The organism is Methylobacterium fujisawaense, from assembly GCF_014138435.1.
Lineage (GTDB): Bacteria > Pseudomonadota > Alphaproteobacteria > Rhizobiales > Beijerinckiaceae > Methylobacterium > Methylobacterium fujisawaense.
Window position 1 is genome coordinate 317,273 of record NZ_JACJIM010000003.1, and the last position, 15,354, is coordinate 332,626.

12 protein-coding genes are annotated in these 15,354 nt (G+C 72.4%); 7 read left to right on the forward strand and 5 right to left on the reverse strand.

Annotation, left to right across the window (positions count from 1 at the left end):
- Positions 1–66: 66 nt before the first annotated feature.
- The gene (gene hemH, locus GGQ91_RS10555; protein ID WP_043353172.1) at positions 67–1,149 is read right to left on the reverse strand and encodes a ferrochelatase; all 1,083 of its coding nucleotides are present in this window, start codon (positions 1,147–1,149) and stop codon (positions 67–69) included.
- A gap of 284 nt (positions 1,150–1,433) precedes the next feature.
- Here hemH and GGQ91_RS10560 point away from each other — a divergent pair, with 284 nt between their 5' ends.
- Positions 1,434–2,123, forward strand: coding sequence for a uracil-DNA glycosylase (locus tag GGQ91_RS10560; protein ID WP_043353174.1), 690 nt, complete (start codon positions 1,434–1,436; stop codon positions 2,121–2,123).
- A 15-nt stretch (positions 2,124–2,138) separates the two neighbouring features.
- On the opposite strand, the gene GGQ91_RS10565 is transcribed toward GGQ91_RS10560, so the two are convergent.
- Positions 2,139–2,564 (reverse strand): hypothetical protein, encoded by a 426-nt coding sequence (locus GGQ91_RS10565; protein WP_043353176.1) that lies wholly within the window; start codon positions 2,562–2,564, stop codon positions 2,139–2,141.
- 378 nt (positions 2,565–2,942) lie between these two features.
- Here GGQ91_RS10565 and GGQ91_RS10570 point away from each other — a divergent pair, with 378 nt between their 5' ends.
- The 4 genes from GGQ91_RS10570 to GGQ91_RS10585 all read left to right on the forward strand — a co-directional run bounded on the left by GGQ91_RS10570 (position 2,943) and on the right by GGQ91_RS10585 (position 6,246).
- A complete protein-coding gene (locus GGQ91_RS10570) occupies positions 2,943–3,308 on the forward strand; it encodes an AMP-dependent synthetase (protein ID WP_236952860.1) in 366 nt (121 codons plus the stop codon).
- Between the two features lie 176 nt (positions 3,309–3,484).
- Positions 3,485–4,294: an enoyl-CoA hydratase gene (locus GGQ91_RS10575; protein WP_043383785.1), complete on the forward strand. Its 810-nt coding sequence runs from the start codon at positions 3,485–3,487 to the stop codon at positions 4,292–4,294.
- Positions 4,295–4,431: 137 nt separating this feature from the next.
- A complete protein-coding gene (locus tag GGQ91_RS10580) occupies positions 4,432–4,743 on the forward strand; it encodes a hypothetical protein (RefSeq protein WP_043356346.1) in 312 nt (103 codons plus the stop codon).
- A 66-nt stretch (positions 4,744–4,809) separates the two neighbouring features.
- Positions 4,810–6,246 carry a phospholipase D-like domain-containing protein gene (locus GGQ91_RS10585; protein ID WP_043356343.1) on the forward strand — a complete coding sequence of 479 codons (1,437 nt, stop codon included), beginning with the start codon at positions 4,810–4,812 and terminating at the stop codon, positions 6,244–6,246.
- Here GGQ91_RS10585 and GGQ91_RS10590 read toward each other — a convergent pair.
- Positions 6,164–6,949, reverse strand: a complete 786-nt coding sequence (locus GGQ91_RS10590; protein ID WP_246410666.1) for an endonuclease/exonuclease/phosphatase family protein — start codon at positions 6,947–6,949, stop codon at positions 6,164–6,166. The genes GGQ91_RS10585 and GGQ91_RS10590 overlap by 83 nt on opposite strands.
- Positions 6,950–7,218: 269 nt before the next feature.
- Here GGQ91_RS10590 and GGQ91_RS10595 point away from each other — a divergent pair, with 269 nt between their 5' ends.
- Positions 7,219–8,457: a metallophosphoesterase family protein gene (locus tag GGQ91_RS10595; RefSeq protein WP_182591929.1), complete on the forward strand. Its 1,239-nt coding sequence runs from the start codon at positions 7,219–7,221 to the stop codon at positions 8,455–8,457.
- A 22-nt stretch (positions 8,458–8,479) separates the two neighbouring features.
- The gene (locus GGQ91_RS10600) at positions 8,480–11,956 is read left to right on the forward strand and encodes an ATP-binding protein (RefSeq protein WP_053609940.1); all 3,477 of its coding nucleotides are present in this window, start codon (positions 8,480–8,482) and stop codon (positions 11,954–11,956) included.
- A gap of 39 nt (positions 11,957–11,995) precedes the next feature.
- On the opposite strand, the gene GGQ91_RS10605 is transcribed toward GGQ91_RS10600, so the two are convergent.
- Both GGQ91_RS10605 and GGQ91_RS10610 read right to left on the reverse strand, forming a co-directional pair.
- Positions 11,996–13,495 (reverse strand): carboxypeptidase M32, encoded by a 1,500-nt coding sequence (locus GGQ91_RS10605; RefSeq protein ID WP_182591930.1) that lies wholly within the window; start codon positions 13,493–13,495, stop codon positions 11,996–11,998.
- A gap of 44 nt (positions 13,496–13,539) precedes the next feature.
- Complete coding sequence (locus GGQ91_RS10610; RefSeq protein WP_182591931.1) at positions 13,540–15,342, reverse strand: ATP-binding cassette domain-containing protein; 1,803 nt, start codon at positions 15,340–15,342, stop codon at positions 13,540–13,542.
- Between the last annotated feature and the right edge of the window lie 12 nt (positions 15,343–15,354).

Sequence of the window (15,354 nt, forward strand, 5' to 3'; positions counted from 1 at the left end):
CCCGTTCAGCTTAGGAAAATAATAGGGGGGCCGGGCCGCGCCGCAAGCGGCAACCCGGCGCCGATCTCAGACCCAGCCCTGAAGCTCGCGGCGTACCACGTGCTCGATCACCCGCATGCCGAGGTCGCTGTCGTTCAGGCATGGAATGTAGGCGAAGCGCTCGCCGCCATTCTCTTCGAAGTAATGGCGGTTCTCGCCGTCGAGTTCTTCGAGGGTTTCGAGGCAGTCCGCCGTGAAGCCCGGGGCGACGATCGCCATCCGCTTCACGCCCGACTTCGCGAGGTCCATCACCGTCTCGTCGGTGTAGGGCTTCAGCCACTCCTCGTTGCCGAAGCGCGACTGGAAGGTCACGCGCATCTTGTCCGGCGATAGGCCCAGGGCCTCGCGGATCAGCCGCCCGGTCTTGTGGCACTGGCAATGGTAGGGGTCGCCCTTGAGCAGGTAGCTCCGCGGCACCCCGTGGAACGAGGTGAGGATCACCTCCGGTTCGAAATCGAGCTTCGCGAGGCCCTCGCGGATCGAATCGGCCATGGCGGCGATGTAGACCGGGTCGTCGTGATAGGGCGGCGAGACACGCACCGTGGGCTGCCAGCGCATGTCCATCAGCGCCCGGAAGGCCTGATCGCAGGCGGTGGCCGAGGTCGCCGCCGCGTATTGCGGATAGAGCGGGACCAGGAGGATGCGGTCGCAGCCCTGGTCGAGGAGCGCCTGGATCCGCCCGGCGACCTCGGGCTTGCCGTAGCGCATCGCCCAGTCGACCACCACGGACTCGCCCATGGCGGCCTGGAGGCGCTCGCTCTGGCCGCGGGTGATGGTCTTCAGCGGCCCCTCGTTCAGGGCGTTGTTCCACACGCTGGCATAGTCGCGGCCCTTCGGCCCGGGGCGCTTCGTCAGGATGATGAGGTTGAGGAGCGGCCACCAGATCAGCCGCGGCACCTCGATCACGCGCCGGTCCGACAGGAATTCCTTGAGGTACCGGCGCATCGGCCAGTAGGACGTGCCCTCAGGCGTCCCGAGATTCATCAGGAGCACGCCCACGCGACCCCAGGCCACCTTCGGGTGATCCGCCGGCAGGGTGTCGGCCGCGGGCTTGAGCGGTGCGAGGGGCCGGCCATTCGCCAGCGCGGCGGGTTCGACGCGTTCGTTCATGGCAGCGTTCCGGCGCCGCGCGCCGAGATCCTTCTTCTGGTTTCCGATACCCGGCCGCCGGCGCGGACGCCTGAACCTGGCCGGGGGCTCAATTCCCCGTGGGGTGTGCTTCCATGTAGGGTGCGAAGCCGCCCGGCGAAGACCGGACGCCACATGCCGCACCGCGATATGCGGCACGCTCGACCCATGTCCCTAAACACGCGGGGCCTCGGGCCGCAACCGCTGCCCGGATGACGGCGCCCGGCTGCCCGCTATCTCGGCCCCGATCCGACCCGCGAGAGACCATGACCGATACGCCTGTGGCCGATGCCCTCGAAGCCTTCCGCGCCTCCGGCTCGTCCTGGCTGACGCTGCCGTTCTTCGCCGATGGTCAGGCCGACGTCGTGGCGGCCCGTGTCGACGGACGAATCGCCGCGGGGGCCCAGGTGCTGCCGGCGCCGGACCGGATCTTCCGCGCCTTGAGGGAGACGCCGCTGCAGGACGTCAAGGCGGTGATTCTCGGACAGGATCCCTACCCGACCCCGGGCGACGCCAACGGCCTCGCCTTCTCGTTCGTCGGGGCGGGGCGCCTGCCCGCGTCGTTGCGGGTGATCCTGGCGGAGGCCGGATCCGACCGCGCCGCCGGCGGCGACCTGACGCCCTGGGCACGGCAGGGCGTCTTCCTGCTCAACAGCGCCCTCACCGTCGAGGCCGGCAAGGCCGGAGCGCATCTGCGCTATGGCTGGGCCGCACTCACCGACGAGGCGGTGCGCGCCATCTCGGACCGCCCGGAGCCGGCGGTGTTCCTGCTCTGGGGCGCGCAGGCGCGGGCCAGGGCCGCGCTGATCGACGCGGACCGCCACGGCGTGTTCGAGAGCGGTCACCCCTCCCCGCTCAACCGCGCCCGGGACTTCCCCGGTTCCGACCCGTTCGGCCGGGCCAACCGCTGGCTCGCCGCGCAGGGGCGCCGCCCGATCGACTGGCGCCTCGGCTGACGCCGTCGCCGATCTCTATTGCGGCTTGGCGGGTTCGGCCGGCTCCGCAGGCGTCTTGGTCGGGGCGCCCGGCTCCTGGCCCGCCGGCAGGAGCACGTTCTTGGCCACCGTGCCCTCTGGCCCGTACTCGCCAGCGACGGCGAGACAGGCCTGGTCGCGGTTCTGCGCCATCTGGTTCGACATCAGCGTGAACATGGTTTGCACACGGTTGCCGAACGGCCCCCGCGGCTGAACGTCGGCGATCTGAACATTCTGCTTCGCCAGGAGGGCCTCGAATTGCGCGCTGCCGATCCGGTAGCCGCAGACATTGGAGGCGGCGAAGATGTAGGAGGCGAATTCCAGGGCGCGCGGCGACGGCGCGTTGCGGATCTGCGCCTGTGCCGGCAATGCCGTCAGCGCGGCGGCGGCGAGGAGGGCGATCCGGGTCGTGGTCGGGCGCATGCGCGGTGGTTTCCTCGATCGAGCGGGGCCTCTTGCGGGCCACGTCTGGCACCGGGACATAGGCCGGTCCGGTGCGCACGCCAATGCGACGGAATTTGTCGGCAATCCGCGCATCTACTTTCACGGCCTGTTGGCCATAGGGGCAGTCCCTGCCCGGCACGCCGACGAAAACGGCGTCGTTTTTCGGTGGAACGCCGGCGCGTGAGAGAGTGTTAACCTGCTCGCGTCACGCCAGAGCCTGCAATTTGTCCAGATTCAGGCGGTCCGCATCGCATGTACGGCGTCCATCCTCCTGCGGCATTCCTTCCAGTCCCGGCGCGGGACGCCGACCGGCGCGTCCGGACAGGCGATGCGGGAGGGGCCAACGCGGATCGTCGCGTGGCACCGTCCGGACCCGCCGCCGCGATCTGCCCGCACCGATTTTCCCGCTGGGCCTGGAGCGAGGGCCTGCGCGCCGGTCAGACCGTGGCGCTCCTGGTGCAGGATCTCGGTCAGGCCGAGGCCATGCGGCTCGGCCTCGTCCGTCTCGGCCTGCGCGTGGTTTGCCTGGACTGCGCCGGCCGCGGCCAGGCCCTCGCCGATAGCCTGTCCCAGTCGGATGCCGCGCTGGTCGTCGTCGATACAAACCTCGCCGATGTCTATGCCGGGCTGATGGGTCGGCTCGCCAGCTATCCCGCCGTCTGGTGGAACGGCCCGGGCGCCGACTACGCCAGCCTCGACCTCGCCCTCGCCGAGCAGGCCTGACGGGCAGCCCACCCGGTCCGGGATCGGTGCCCGCGCACCGCGCGCCGCCGGGTTGGTTCGAGGACGGCCGACGGCGCGGCTCGCCGCGCCGGCATCGCGGAGCCGGAGCCGGCGTGCTAACCTCGCTGGACGAGATCGGCCCCGTGCCAGGGAGGCCGGCACCGGGAGACGCCGCGATGACCTCAGCCACGGCCCACGCCGCGACAGCTCCGGAAGCGCCGGTACTGCTGCGCAGCGACGCCGACGGGGTCGCGACCCTGACGCTCAACCGGCCCCAGGCGCGCAACGCCCTGTCGATGGCCCTCATGGGCGCCCTCCAGGATCAGCTCGACGCCATCCGCGCGGATCCGGCGGTCCGGGTCGTGATTCTCCAGGGGGCGGGTCCCGCCTTCTGCGCCGGGCACGATCTCAAGGAGATGCGGACCGATCCCTCCCGCGCGGCGACAGAGGCGGTGTTCCGCACCTGCGCCCGGCTGATGCTGAGCCTGACGCGCCTGCCGCAGCCGGTGATCGCCCGGGTTCACGGGATCGCCACCGCCGCCGGCTGCCAGCTCGTCGCCACCTGCGACCTCGCCGTCTGCACCGAGACGGCCCGTTTCGCCACGCCGGGGGTGCAGATCGGCCTGTTCTGCTCGACCCCGATGGTCGCTCTGTCGCGCGCCGTCTCGCGCAAGGCCGCGCTGGAGATGCTTCTGGTGGGCGAGCCGATCGACGCCGCGGAGGCCCTGCGGATCGGCCTCGTCAACCGGGTGGTCCCGGAGGCGGAACTCGACGCGGCGGTCGGCGCCCTGGCGACGCGGATCGCCGGGAAGGCCCGGCGTGTCCTGGCGATCGGCAAGGAGGCGTTCGGTCGCCAACTCGAGATGGGTCTCGAGGACGCCTACGGCTACGCCGCCGAGGTGATGACGCGGAACATGATGATGGCCGACGCCCAGGAGGGCATCGACGCCTTCCTGGGCAAGAGGCCGCCGCGCTGGGAGCCGTGAGGCCGCGAGATCGCGCGCGGTGGCGCGATACGACGCAGGCCGGTCGGCGCCGCGCTTATAGGTAACGACGCGCCCTGCCCTAGGTGGTTCGGCACACCCGATCCTGTCGGATGCGGCGCCGCAACGCGGAACGGCTGATGAGCACCATCGACCTGTTCGGACTGACGCTGGCCTTCTACGGGGCGATGCCGCCGCCGCGACCGCCGCGGCCGGATCGCAACGGCGCGACATGGGCCGCCGCTGTGATCTTCGGGGGCATCTGCCTCGCCACGATCGGTCCCATGATCACCATCTGGAGCTTCCACCGGCCCTACGCCGAAGCCAAGGCGCGCTGCATCGCCTCCGGCGGCCGGGTCCTGTATGGGGCGCTGGACGGCAGCGGCCCCTATCGCTGCGAGCGGCCCGCCGGGACCGCCGCCATTGCGCATCCGGCCAAGCCGGCGGATTAATCCCGCCCGCCGCACGGGCCTTGGGCCAATCCGGTGCCTCCCGACGCGAACCCGGATACCGAGACCTTGGAAAACGCGCTCTTCCGCTGGGTTCAGTCGACCGCATTGATGCGGGCGGACGTTGAGGCCTTGATCGGCGTCGCGCTGGCGATCGGCGTCACCCTGCATGCCCTGCTGCGCAAGCGCCGGGTGAGCGTGGCGGTCGGCTGGATTGGTCTCGCGTGGCTGTCGCCAATCTTCGGGACCGCCCTGTACCTGACTTTCGGCATCAACCGGGTCTCGCGCCGCGCCCGGCGGCTGCGGACCAAGCCCTCCGATGCGACGCAGCTGCCCGACACCGACGACGCCGTGGTGCCGGAGACGCTCTGGCCCCTCGACCGGGCGATCCGCCGGATTACCAGCCTCCCGGCCTTCGCGGGCAATGCGGTGGAGATGTTCCGAAACGGCGACGCGGCCTATCCGGTGATGCTGGCGGCGATCCGCGAGGCGCAGGCCAGCATCGGCCTGTCGAGCTACATCTTCCGGGACGATGCCACCGGCCGCGAATTCTGCGACGCCCTCGTCGAGGCGCAGAACCGCGGCGTGATGGTGCGCGTCATCATCGACGGGATCGGCGGCGGCTACTTCCGGACGCCCGTCTACCGCCGGCTGACGGCGGCCGGGGTGCCGGTGGCCCTGTTCATGCACTCGGCCCTTCCCTGGCGGATGCCGTTCCTCAACCTGCGCTCCCACAAGAAGCTGCTGATCCTCGACGGGCGCATCGCCTTCACGGGCGGTCTCAACATCTCGCACGCGAATCGCGTCGCGCTGAAGCCCGAGCATCCGATCCGGGACACGCATTTCCGTATGACCGGGCCCGTGGTCGAGCAACTCGCCGCCGCCTTCGCGGCGGATTGGGCCTTCGTGGACGGCGAGATCCTCGACGGCGAACCGTGGTTCGTCGATCTCGAGCCGTGCGGGCCCAGCGTCGCCCGGGCCGTCACCTCCGGCCCGGATGCGGACGTCGAGAAGATCGAGCAGGTCATCCTTCAGACGCTCGCCTGCGCGCGCCGGAAGGTCCGGTTCGTAACGCCTTACTTCCTGCCCGACGAACTGGTGACCGGCGCTCTGGCGCAGGCCGCGATGCGGGGCATCACCGTCGACGTGATCATCCCGCGGGTCAGCGACCATCCGTTCATCGACTGGGCGACCCGGGCGCATCTCGAGCCGCTGCTGCGGGCCGGGGTGCAGGTGTGGCTCGACGAGCCGCCCTTCGACCATTCCAAGGCGATGGTGGTTGACGACATCTGGTGCTTCGTCGGCAGCGCCAACTGGGACATGCGCAGCTTCCGGCTCAACTTCGAGCTGAACGTCGAGATCATCGACGCGGATTGCGCGGCCGCGCTCGACCGGTTCATGCGCGGCAAGATGGAGACGCAGCTCAGGCGGGAGGATCTCGCCGCGCGCGGCCTGCCGGTCCGTTTGCGCGACGCAGGCGTGCGACTGCTGCTGCCATACCTTTGAAGCGTCCTGGGGCATGCGCCTCGGGGGCCGGGCCGAGATGGACGATGATCGGCCGGTGATCGGAGGGCCCCCGCGGCAGCACCGCATGGGCGTGGCAGACGAGGCCGCGGGCGAGGCAGCGGTCGAGCCGCAGGGGCAGCACCTCGACCATCGCGTGCGTCGACTGACGCGGTCCGACGTCGCGAAAACCCGGGATCATCGCGGGGCCGACGATGTTGTAATCGCCGAGAACCGCGGCCCGGGGCGGCAGCTCGCTGACGATGCGGCGCAGCTGGCGGCGGTTGAGCATCTGCCCATGCGACAGGTGGACGTTGGCCACGCCGAACTCGCCGAGGTCCAGGATCTGGCAGACCCGGTGCACCAGCGCCCCCGAGGGCAGCGCGATGACCCGGGGCGGCGCCGGCCAGGGCCTGGGGCTCCACATGGCCAGCCCGTGGATCCGGCCCGGCAGGGGTGCCCAGGCGTAGTGGCCGCCGATCCGGTCCAGCAGGAAGCCGATGGCCCGAGTCGCCTCCTGCATCAGCAGCAGGTCGGGCTTCTCCTGGGCGACGAGGGCGGCCACGTCGTCAACCGCCGCGCCGGTGCGCCGCAGCAGGTTCCAGCTCACGATCTTGAAGGGCTGATGCGGCCGATCGGCGGGGTAAATCGGCAGTGCGTGCGACGGTGCGGCGGTGAGGCGGGCCGGGCGTGCAGCAGGATTCATCGGGCCGGTCTCGTACCTCATCGCGCGGCTCTCCCGTCACCGCCACGCTCTAACGCGCCCGCGGCCGGGACGTTCGACCGGATTCGCACCGACGCCGCGGAAGGGCCCGATCGACGAGCAACAGAGGCCGTCCCCGGCGACGTGCCCCACAGCTCGTCGCATGCCGCAGCTTGAGGCGACCCCTGTCGGCGGCCTAAGAGCCCGCATTGTGATGCCGACGGCTGCGCGCGATCGCGCCCCGGCTCGCCACCGATCCCTCCCGGAGACCGATGACCGCGTTCAGCTTCATCCACGCGGCGGATCTGCATCTCGGCAGCCCGCTCTCGGGCCTCGCCACGCGTGACGCGGATCTCGCCCGGCGCCTCGCCTCGGCCGGGCGGCAGGCCTTCGAGGACATGGTGAGCCAAGCGATCGAGCGGTCGGTCGCCTTCGTGGTGGTGGCCGGCGACGTCTACGACGGCGACTGGGCCGACACCACGATCGGCCTGTTCTTCGCCCGGCAGGTGGCGCGCCTCGACCGTGCCGGCATCCCGACCATCCTCGTGCGCGGCAACCACGACGCCGAGAGCGTCATCACGCGCTCGATCACGCTGCCGGACTCCGTGCATGTCTTCCCGGCGGCCCGCGCCGGCACCCTGCGCCTCGACGCGCTGCGGGTCGCGATCCACGGCCGCAGCTTCCAGGGTCGGGCCGTCGAAGAGAACCTGTCGCTCACCTATCCGGCGGCCGTGCCGGGCTGGTTCAATCTCGGGGTCCTGCACACCTCCTGCACCGGCCACGCCGCCCACGAAACCTATGCCCCCTGCTCGGTCGCCGACCTCGCGGCCCGGGGCTACGAGTACTGGGCGCTCGGCCACATCCACGAATACGCGGAGCTGTCCCGGGATCCCTGGATCGTGTTCCCCGGCAATCTCCAGGGCCGGAGCGTGCGCGAGTGCGGCGAGAAGGGGGCGGTCGTGGTGGACGTCGCCGACGGGCGGGTGACGGGCGTCAGCCGCCTGCCCCTCGATCGGGCCCGGTTCGAGCGGATCGCGGTCGACCTCGCGGCGGCGGCCGACCCGCGCGGCGCCGTGGAGGCCGTCGAGGCGGCCCTAAGGCCGCTCGCCGCCGTCGCGGCCCGCCGGCTGCTCCTGGTCCGCGTCCACCTCGTCGGCACCACCCGCGCCCACGACGCCCTGGCGGCCGACCGGGAGACCCTGACGGCCGAGATCCAGGCGGCCGCGCACCGGCTGCACGAAGATATCTGGCTGGAGCGCCTGAAGATCGAGACGTGCCGCCCGCGCGCCGCGGTGGAGCCCTCCGGTGCCGCCATCGACCCCGCCGCGCTGCTGGCCGAACTCGACCGCGACCCCGATTTCCGCACAAGGGCCAAGGCGGCCCTGGCCGAGATCGGTGGCCGGATCCCGGTGACCGCCGCAGCGGAAGCCGACTTCGACGCGGAATTCGACGCCCTCTGTGCCGAGGCGGAGGCGCTGGTCCTCGGGCGCCTCGGCGGCCGGCACTGCTGAGGCGATCGCCCATGGAGGTCCGATGCGCCTGATCCGCCTCGCCCTGGAGCGCTACGGCGCCTTCACGGACCGCACGGTCGAATTCCGGCCGGATGCGCGCCTTCACGTGGTGCTGGGCGCCAATGAGGCCGGCAAGAGCACCGCGCTGGCGGCGGTCACCGACCTGCTGTTCGGCTTCGGTAAATCCACCCCCTACGCCTTCCTGCACGACATGCCGCAGCTGCGCCTCGGCGCGGAGATCGCCGCCGCCGACGGCCGCCGTCTGTCCTTCCGGCGCCGGAAGGGCAACAGCCGGACCCTCATCGACGCCGCCGAGGCGCCGCTCCCCGACGACGCGCTGGCGCCGTTCCTCGGCGGACTGTCCCGGCCGGTCTTCTGCCGGGCCTTCGGCCTCGACGCGTCGAGCCTCCGGGCCGGCGGGCGCGAGATGGTCGACGTGGAGGGCGAGGTTGGCGCGAGCCTGTTCGCGGCGGGTTCGGGCCTGCGCGGACTCACGGAGCTGCAGACGACACTCGACGCGGAGGCCGACGCCATCTTCGCCCCGCGCCAAGCCAAGCACCGGACCTTCTACCAAGCCCTGGAGCGTCACGAGACGGCACGGCGGGCGATCCGCGAGCGGGGCCTGCGCGCCGGCGACTGGCGGGCGCTCAACGACGAGATCGCCGCGGCGGCCGCGCAGCTCGAGGCGTTGCGGGCTGAGCAGAAGGCCATCGCGGTGGCGCGTGCCCGGCTGGAGCGGCTCAAGCGCGTCCGGCCGATCATCGCCGAGATCGACGCGCTGGAGGAGCGCATCGCCGCCGAGACCGACCTCGCCGATGCGGATCCCGCCTGGATCGCCCGTTTCGGGGCCGCCCTGGACGCGTGCCGCGCTGCGGAAGCCGAGGCGGCGCGGGCCGAAGCCGCGCGCGACCGGGCCCGGAGCGAGGCCGAGGCGGTACCGGTCGAGCCGGCGCTGACCCACCGGGCCGACGAGATCCTGGCGGCCTTCAGCGGCACCAAGGAGTTCGAGAAGGGCGGCACCGACCTGCCCCGGATCGAGGGCGACGCCTACAAGGTCGGGCTGGAGCTTGAGCGGCTGCGCGGCCGGATCGGCGCCCCCGATCTCGCCGCGCTCGAGGCTGGGCAGCCTCCGGACGCCGCGCGCGCGCGGATCGAGCGCCTGATCCGGGAGGGCCGGACCTTCGCGGCCGCGGAGGATCAGCTCGCCCGTGACCTCGCCGCCGCCCGCGCCGAGCGGGAGCGCCTCGCCCGGGAGATGGAGGCGGCGGATGCGGCCCGGGATCCGACCCCCCTGCGGGAGGCGTTGAAGCCCCTCGCCCGCCTGCACGAATGGATCGCCGCCCGCGAGACCCTCGACGCCGCCATTTGCCGAGAGGCGGCGCTGCTGCACAACCAGGCGGGGCGGCTGTCGCCTCCGGTGGCCGACCTCGCCGTCCTCGTCCGGACGCCTCTGCCCGCCCCCGATACGGTGGCGCGTTACCGTCAGCGTCTGGAGACCAAGACCCGCGAGCACGAGCGGGCCGCCGACCGTCGCGACACCGCCCGCCGGCAGGTCGCCGCCACCCAGGCGCGGCTGCGTGAGCGCGAGGCCGGCCGGCCCGTCGCCACCCGGGAGCGGCTCGACGCGCTGCGGGCGACCCGCGATGCCGCCTTCGCGTTTCTCCGCGATGCCCTGGCGGAAGGGCGCCCGGCCGGGATCGCCGAGATCGCAGCCTTCGAGCGCGCGCTCCTGTCGGCCGACCGCGTCGCCGACGAGCGGGCCTCCGATGCGGCCCGGGTCGCGGCCCACGCCGCCGACCTGGAGCGCCTCGCCACCGAGGAGGCGGAGGCCACGCAGGCCGATGAGGTCCTCGCCGCCCTCGCCGCCGAGCTCGCCGCGGGCGAGGCGGCCTGGCAGGAGGCCTGGCGGCCCGCCGCCCTCGTGCCCGGCCCGCCGGCCGAGATGGCGGCGTGGCTCGCCGAGGTAGAGAGCCTGATCGAAGCGGAGCAGCGGCTCGCCGCGCAGCGGATCGAGGCGGATCGCCTCCGGGTGCGGATCGAGGCCGCCCGGGCGCCGCTGACCGATCTGCGCCACCGCGCCGGGCTCGACGCCGCACCGGACCTCGAGATCGCTGCCGCGCTGGACGGTCTGGAAGCGCGGGTCGCCACCCTGGCAAGCCGCTGGGAAGCCAATCTTCAGACTGCCGGTCTGGTGCGCGCCACCGGACTTTCGGTTGAGCGGCTGGAGCGGGCCCTCGCCGAGACCGCCTCCCGTCGCGCCGCGTGGCAGGCCGATTGGGCGGCGGCATTGCTGCCCCTCGGGCTCGACGGTGCGGCTGGGCCCGAAGAGGCCGAGGGCGCGCTGGAGGCATGGCGAAGCGTGCCGGACCGGTTGGCGGAGCGGGCCGCCCTGCAGCGCCGGTCCACCGGCATCCGGCGGGACATGGAGGCGTTCCGGGTCACGGTGGCCACCCTGGTCGAGGCCCTGGCGCCCGATCTCGCGCAGGCGCCGCCCGCCGGTGCGATCCGGACCCTCCACGGCCGTCTCGTCGCCGCACAGGCCCGGGAAGCGCGGCGTGCCGAGCTCGACCGCCGCCGCGAGGAGGCCGAGTTGGCGCATCGCGATGCCGCGGAATCGCACGAGGCGGCCCGGGCGACCCTCGTCCGGCTAGTGGCCGAGGCGATGCCGGACCTCGCCGCTGCCCCGACTGCGGAGATCGATCGTCTGTTCGGCCGCTTGAGCGCCCGGGAGCTGCTGCGCGCCGAGCGTCTGCGGCTCCGCGGCAGCCTCGCGGGCGCAGCCGACGGGCTTCCCGAGGCCGAGCTGCGCGCCGGTCTCGAGACCCTGCCCCCAGAGGCCATCGAGGCCGAACTGGCGCGTCTGGCGCTCGAGGCCGAGGAGCAGGCCGAACGCGGGCAGGTGATCTTCGCCGACCGCGACCGCGCCGAGCGGCGCCGGGCGGAACTGGAGGGCGGCACCGGCGCCGAACTGGCCCTCGCCGAGCGCAAGGCGGCGGAGGCGGATCTCCAGGCGGCGGCGCGCTCCTGGGCCGTGCTGCGGCTCGCCGGTCTGATGCTGGGGCAGGCGGTGGCCCGCCATCGCGCGGGGCAGCAGGATCCCCTCGTCGCCCGGGCGGGCGCGCTGTTCCGGGCCCTCACCGGCGGCGCGTTCTCCGGACTCGCCCAGATCTACGACGAGGCCGACACCCCGAAGCTCGCGGGGCAGCGCGCCGGGGGCGGTACGGTGGCGATCGAGGGCATGAGCGAGGGCACCCGCGACCAGCTCTACCTCGCCCTGCGGCTGGCCTACCTGGAAGACTACGCCGAACGCGCCGAGCCGGCGCCCTTCATCGGCGACGACCTGTTCTCGACCTTCGACGAGACCCGGACCGGCTACGGTCTGGACGCCCTGGCGGCGATCGGCGAACGGGTCCAGCCGATCCTGTTCACGCACCACCGCCACGTGGCGGACATCGCCCGTGACAGGCTCGGCGAAGCGGTGGACGTGGTGGCGCTGTAGAAGGGGCTGGAAGCGCCCCGTCCCGGCGCGCGGCCCTCCTCAGGCGCCCGAGCCCCCGAGATAGCGTGCCTCAAGATGCGCCCGGAACGCTTCCGTGCCGAGTGGCGTCCCGGTGGCGCGGGTGAGCAGCGCGTCGGTGTCCAGCAGGCTTCCGACCGCGTGGACGTTCGTCCGGAGCCAGTCCCGCAAGGGACCGAAATCGCCCTGCGCGAGGCGGTCCGGTAAGGCCGGCTCGGCCGACCGGGCGGCGCGGAACAGCTGCGCGGCGGCCAGGGCGCCGAGGGTGTAGGTCGGGAAATAGCCGAAGGCGCCACTTGGCCAGTGGATATCCTGGAGGCAACCGACCCGGTCGTCCGGCACGGTGAGGCCGAGGAGATCGCGCAGGCCGTCGTCGAACGCCCCCGGCAGATCGCGCACCGCGAGGTCGCCCGCGATCATCGCCGTCTCCAGACGGTAGCGCAGGAGGATATGGGCCGGGTAGGTCGCCTCGTCGGCATCCACCCGGATGAAGCCCGGCGCCACCCGGATGTTGAGCGCGTGCAGGTTCTCCGGCGACCATTCCGGTCCGGAACGCCCGAAGGCCGACTGCAGGAGCGGCGCCAGGAAGGTGAAGAAGTCCCGGCTCCGGCAGGCCTGCATCTCGACGATGAGCGACTGGCTCTCGTGCAGGCTCATCCCCCGCGCCGCGCCGACCGGCTGGTTCCGCCACGCGGCCGGCCGGCCCTGCTCATAGAGGGCGTGTCCGGTCTCGTGGAGAACGCCCATCAGGGCCCGCCCGAAATCGGCCGCGTCGTAGCGGGTGGTGATACGGACGTCGTCGGTGGCGCCGCCGCAGAACGGATGCAGACTGATGTCGAGCCGGCCGCGGGTGAAGTCGAATCCCACCGCCTCCATCAGCCTGAGGCCGAGATCGCGCTGCACCGCCACGTCGAACGGGCCGGCGAGCGGGAGCGGCGCCGGACGGGACGCCTGGATCTCGCGCGCGCGGGCGATCAGGTCCGGCAGCCAGCCGGTTAGATCCGCGAAGAGCGGATCGATCGTCGCCCGGCGCATGCCGGGATCGTAGCCGTCGAGGAGCGCGTCGTAGGGGTCGAGCCCGAGGGCCGCGCCCTTCGCCTGGCCGATCTCCCGCTGGAGCCGCAGCACCTCGGCGAGGTGGGGCTCGAGGCGGGCGAAGTCGGCGTCGCGCCGCGCCTCGCGCCACACCATCTCCGAGCGGGACACGGCGCGGGAGCTGGCCTCGACGAGGTCGCGGGGGACGGCCGTGGCATGGGCCTGGGCGCGGCGCATCTCCCGCAGGTTGGCGGCGGCCCAGGGTTCGAGCTCCCCGCCCTGCTCGGCGGCCGCCAGTTCCTCGGCGGCCTCGGGAGCGGTGAGCATCCCGTGGGCGAGCCCGCGCAGAATCGCGAGCTGGTCCCCGCGGGCCTCGGCGGCGCCGTCCGGCATCAGGGTCTGCGCGTCCCAGCCGAGGATCCCGGCCGCGCCCTCGAGAGCCGCGAGCCGGGCGAAGCGCTGTTCGAGAATCTGGTAGGCGGTCATGCGGTCTCCGGTCCGGTACGTCTCGCGGCCTGATGCTGCGGCGGTCACCCCGCCTGAAGCATCTCCAGCTCCAGCCAGCGATCCTCCGCCTGCGACAGCTCGGTCTCGGCCTGCGCCAGCATGGTCGAAGCCTTGTCGAACCGGGCCGGATCGCGGGCGTAGAGTTCGGGGTCGGCCAGGATCATCTTGAGCTGGGCGATCGCCGCCTCCAGCTTCTCAATGCGGGCCGGCAGCGTCTTCAACTCGTGCTGGTCCTTGAAGCCGAGCTTGGGCTTGCCCGCGGGCTGGGCCGCCGGTGCGGCGTTGCGCTCGCGCGGCTCCTTTGCCTTCGGCGCGACGGTCCGCGCCTCGACGCCCTGACCCCGCTGGACCAGCATGTCGCTGTAGCCGCCGGCATACTCGACCCAGCGGCCGGCGCCCTCGGACACCAGCACGCTGCCCGCCACGCGGTCGAGGAAGTCGCGGTCGTGGCTCACCAGGATCAGCGTCCCCTGGTAGTCGCCCAGCATCTCCTGAAGTAGGTCGAGGGTCTCGAGGTCGAGGTCGTTCGTGGGCTCATCGAGGACGAGGAGATTCGCCGGCTGGGCCAGGGCCCGGGCGATCAGCAAGCGGTTGCGCTCGCCGCCGGACAGGACCGAGACTGGCGTGCGGGCCTGCTCGGGGGTGAACAGGAAGTCCTTCAGGTAGCCGATCACGTGGCGGCTCTGGCCGTTCACCACGACGCTGTCGCCGCGGCCGCCGGTGAGCACGTCGGTGACGGTCATCCCGGGCTCCAGCACGGCGCGGGCCTGATCGAGCACCACCGGCAGCAGGTTGGTGCCGAGGACGACCTGCCCGGAATCGGGCGCGAGTCGGCCCATGAGCAGGTTGATCAGAGTACTCTTGCCGGCGCCGTTCGCCCCGACGATGCCGAGCCGGTCCCCCCGCATCACCCGAAGGGACAGCCCGTCGACGATCTTGCGCTCCCCGTAGCTCTTGGCGATGTCGCGGGCCTCGACCACGAGGCTCCCCGAGGATTCCGCGTCGGAGGCCTGCATGCTGACGCTGCCCACCGGGCGGCGCACCTCGCGCCGGTTCTGGCGCAGCTCGTGCAGGTTGCCGAGGCGGCGGACGTTGCGCTTGCGCCGGGCGGTGACCCCGTAGCGCAGCCAGTGCTCCTCGGCGGCGATCTTGCGGTCGAGCTTGTGCTGGTCCCGCTCCTCCTCCTCGAAGAAGGCGTCGCGCCACGCCTCGAAGCTGGAGAAGCCCTGGTCGATCCGGCGCGTCTCGCCCCGGTCGAGCCAGATCGTGGCCCGCGACAGGGCCGAGAGGAAGCGCCGGTCGTGGCTGATCAGCACGAGGGCCGCGCGGGTGCCCTTCAACTCGGCCTCGAGCCACTCGATCGCCGGCAGGTCGAGGTGGTTGGTGGGCTCGTCGAGAAGCAGCACGTCGGGCTCGGGGGCGAGCGCCTGCGCCAGTGCGGTGCGCCGCCCTTCGCCGCCGGAGAGCTTGGTTGGATCCTCGGCACCCGTGAGGCCGAGGCTCTCCAGCAGGTAACGGGCGCGGTGGGTCGATTCGCCAGGCGGCAGCCCGGCCTCGACGAAATCGAGGGTGGTGTCGAAGCCCGTGAAGTCGGGTTCCTGGGCGAGGTAGCGGATCGTGGTGCCGGGTTGGACGAAACGGCGCCCCTTGTCGGGATCGACGAGTCCCGCGGCGATCTTCATGAGCGTCGACTTGCCCGACCCGTTCCGACCGACGAGGCAGGTGCGCTCACCCGGCGCGATGGCGATGTCGGCACGGGTGATCAGGGGCGTGCCGCCGAAAGTCAGGGCGACGTCCTGGAGGGTGAGGAGCGGGGGAGCGGCCATGGGCCGGCTTAT

Bases quoted from the DNA above. Each gene is read 5' to 3' on its own strand.
- hemH (WP_043353172.1), bottom strand. From the start codon at position 1,149: ATGAACGAACGCGTCGAACCCGCCGCGCTGGCGAATGGCCGGCCCCTC.
- GGQ91_RS10560 (WP_043353174.1), top strand. From the start codon at position 1,434: ATGACCGATACGCCTGTGGCCGATGCCCTCGAAGCCTTCCGCGCCTCC.
- GGQ91_RS10565 (WP_043353176.1), bottom strand. From the start codon at position 2,564: ATGCGCCCGACCACGACCCGGATCGCCCTCCTCGCCGCCGCCGCGCTG.
- GGQ91_RS10575 (WP_043383785.1), top strand. From the start codon at position 3,485: ATGACCTCAGCCACGGCCCACGCCGCGACAGCTCCGGAAGCGCCGGTA.
- GGQ91_RS10580 (WP_043356346.1), top strand. From the start codon at position 4,432: ATGAGCACCATCGACCTGTTCGGACTGACGCTGGCCTTCTACGGGGCG.
- GGQ91_RS10590 (WP_246410666.1), bottom strand. From the start codon at position 6,949: ATGAATCCTGCTGCACGCCCGGCCCGCCTCACCGCCGCACCGTCGCAC.
- GGQ91_RS10595 (WP_182591929.1), top strand. From the start codon at position 7,219: ATGACCGCGTTCAGCTTCATCCACGCGGCGGATCTGCATCTCGGCAGC.
- GGQ91_RS10600 (WP_053609940.1), top strand. From the start codon at position 8,480: ATGCGCCTGATCCGCCTCGCCCTGGAGCGCTACGGCGCCTTCACGGAC.
- GGQ91_RS10605 (WP_182591930.1), bottom strand. From the start codon at position 13,495: ATGACCGCCTACCAGATTCTCGAACAGCGCTTCGCCCGGCTCGCGGCT.
- GGQ91_RS10610 (WP_182591931.1), bottom strand. From the start codon at position 15,342: ATGGCCGCTCCCCCGCTCCTCACCCTCCAGGACGTCGCCCTGACTTTC.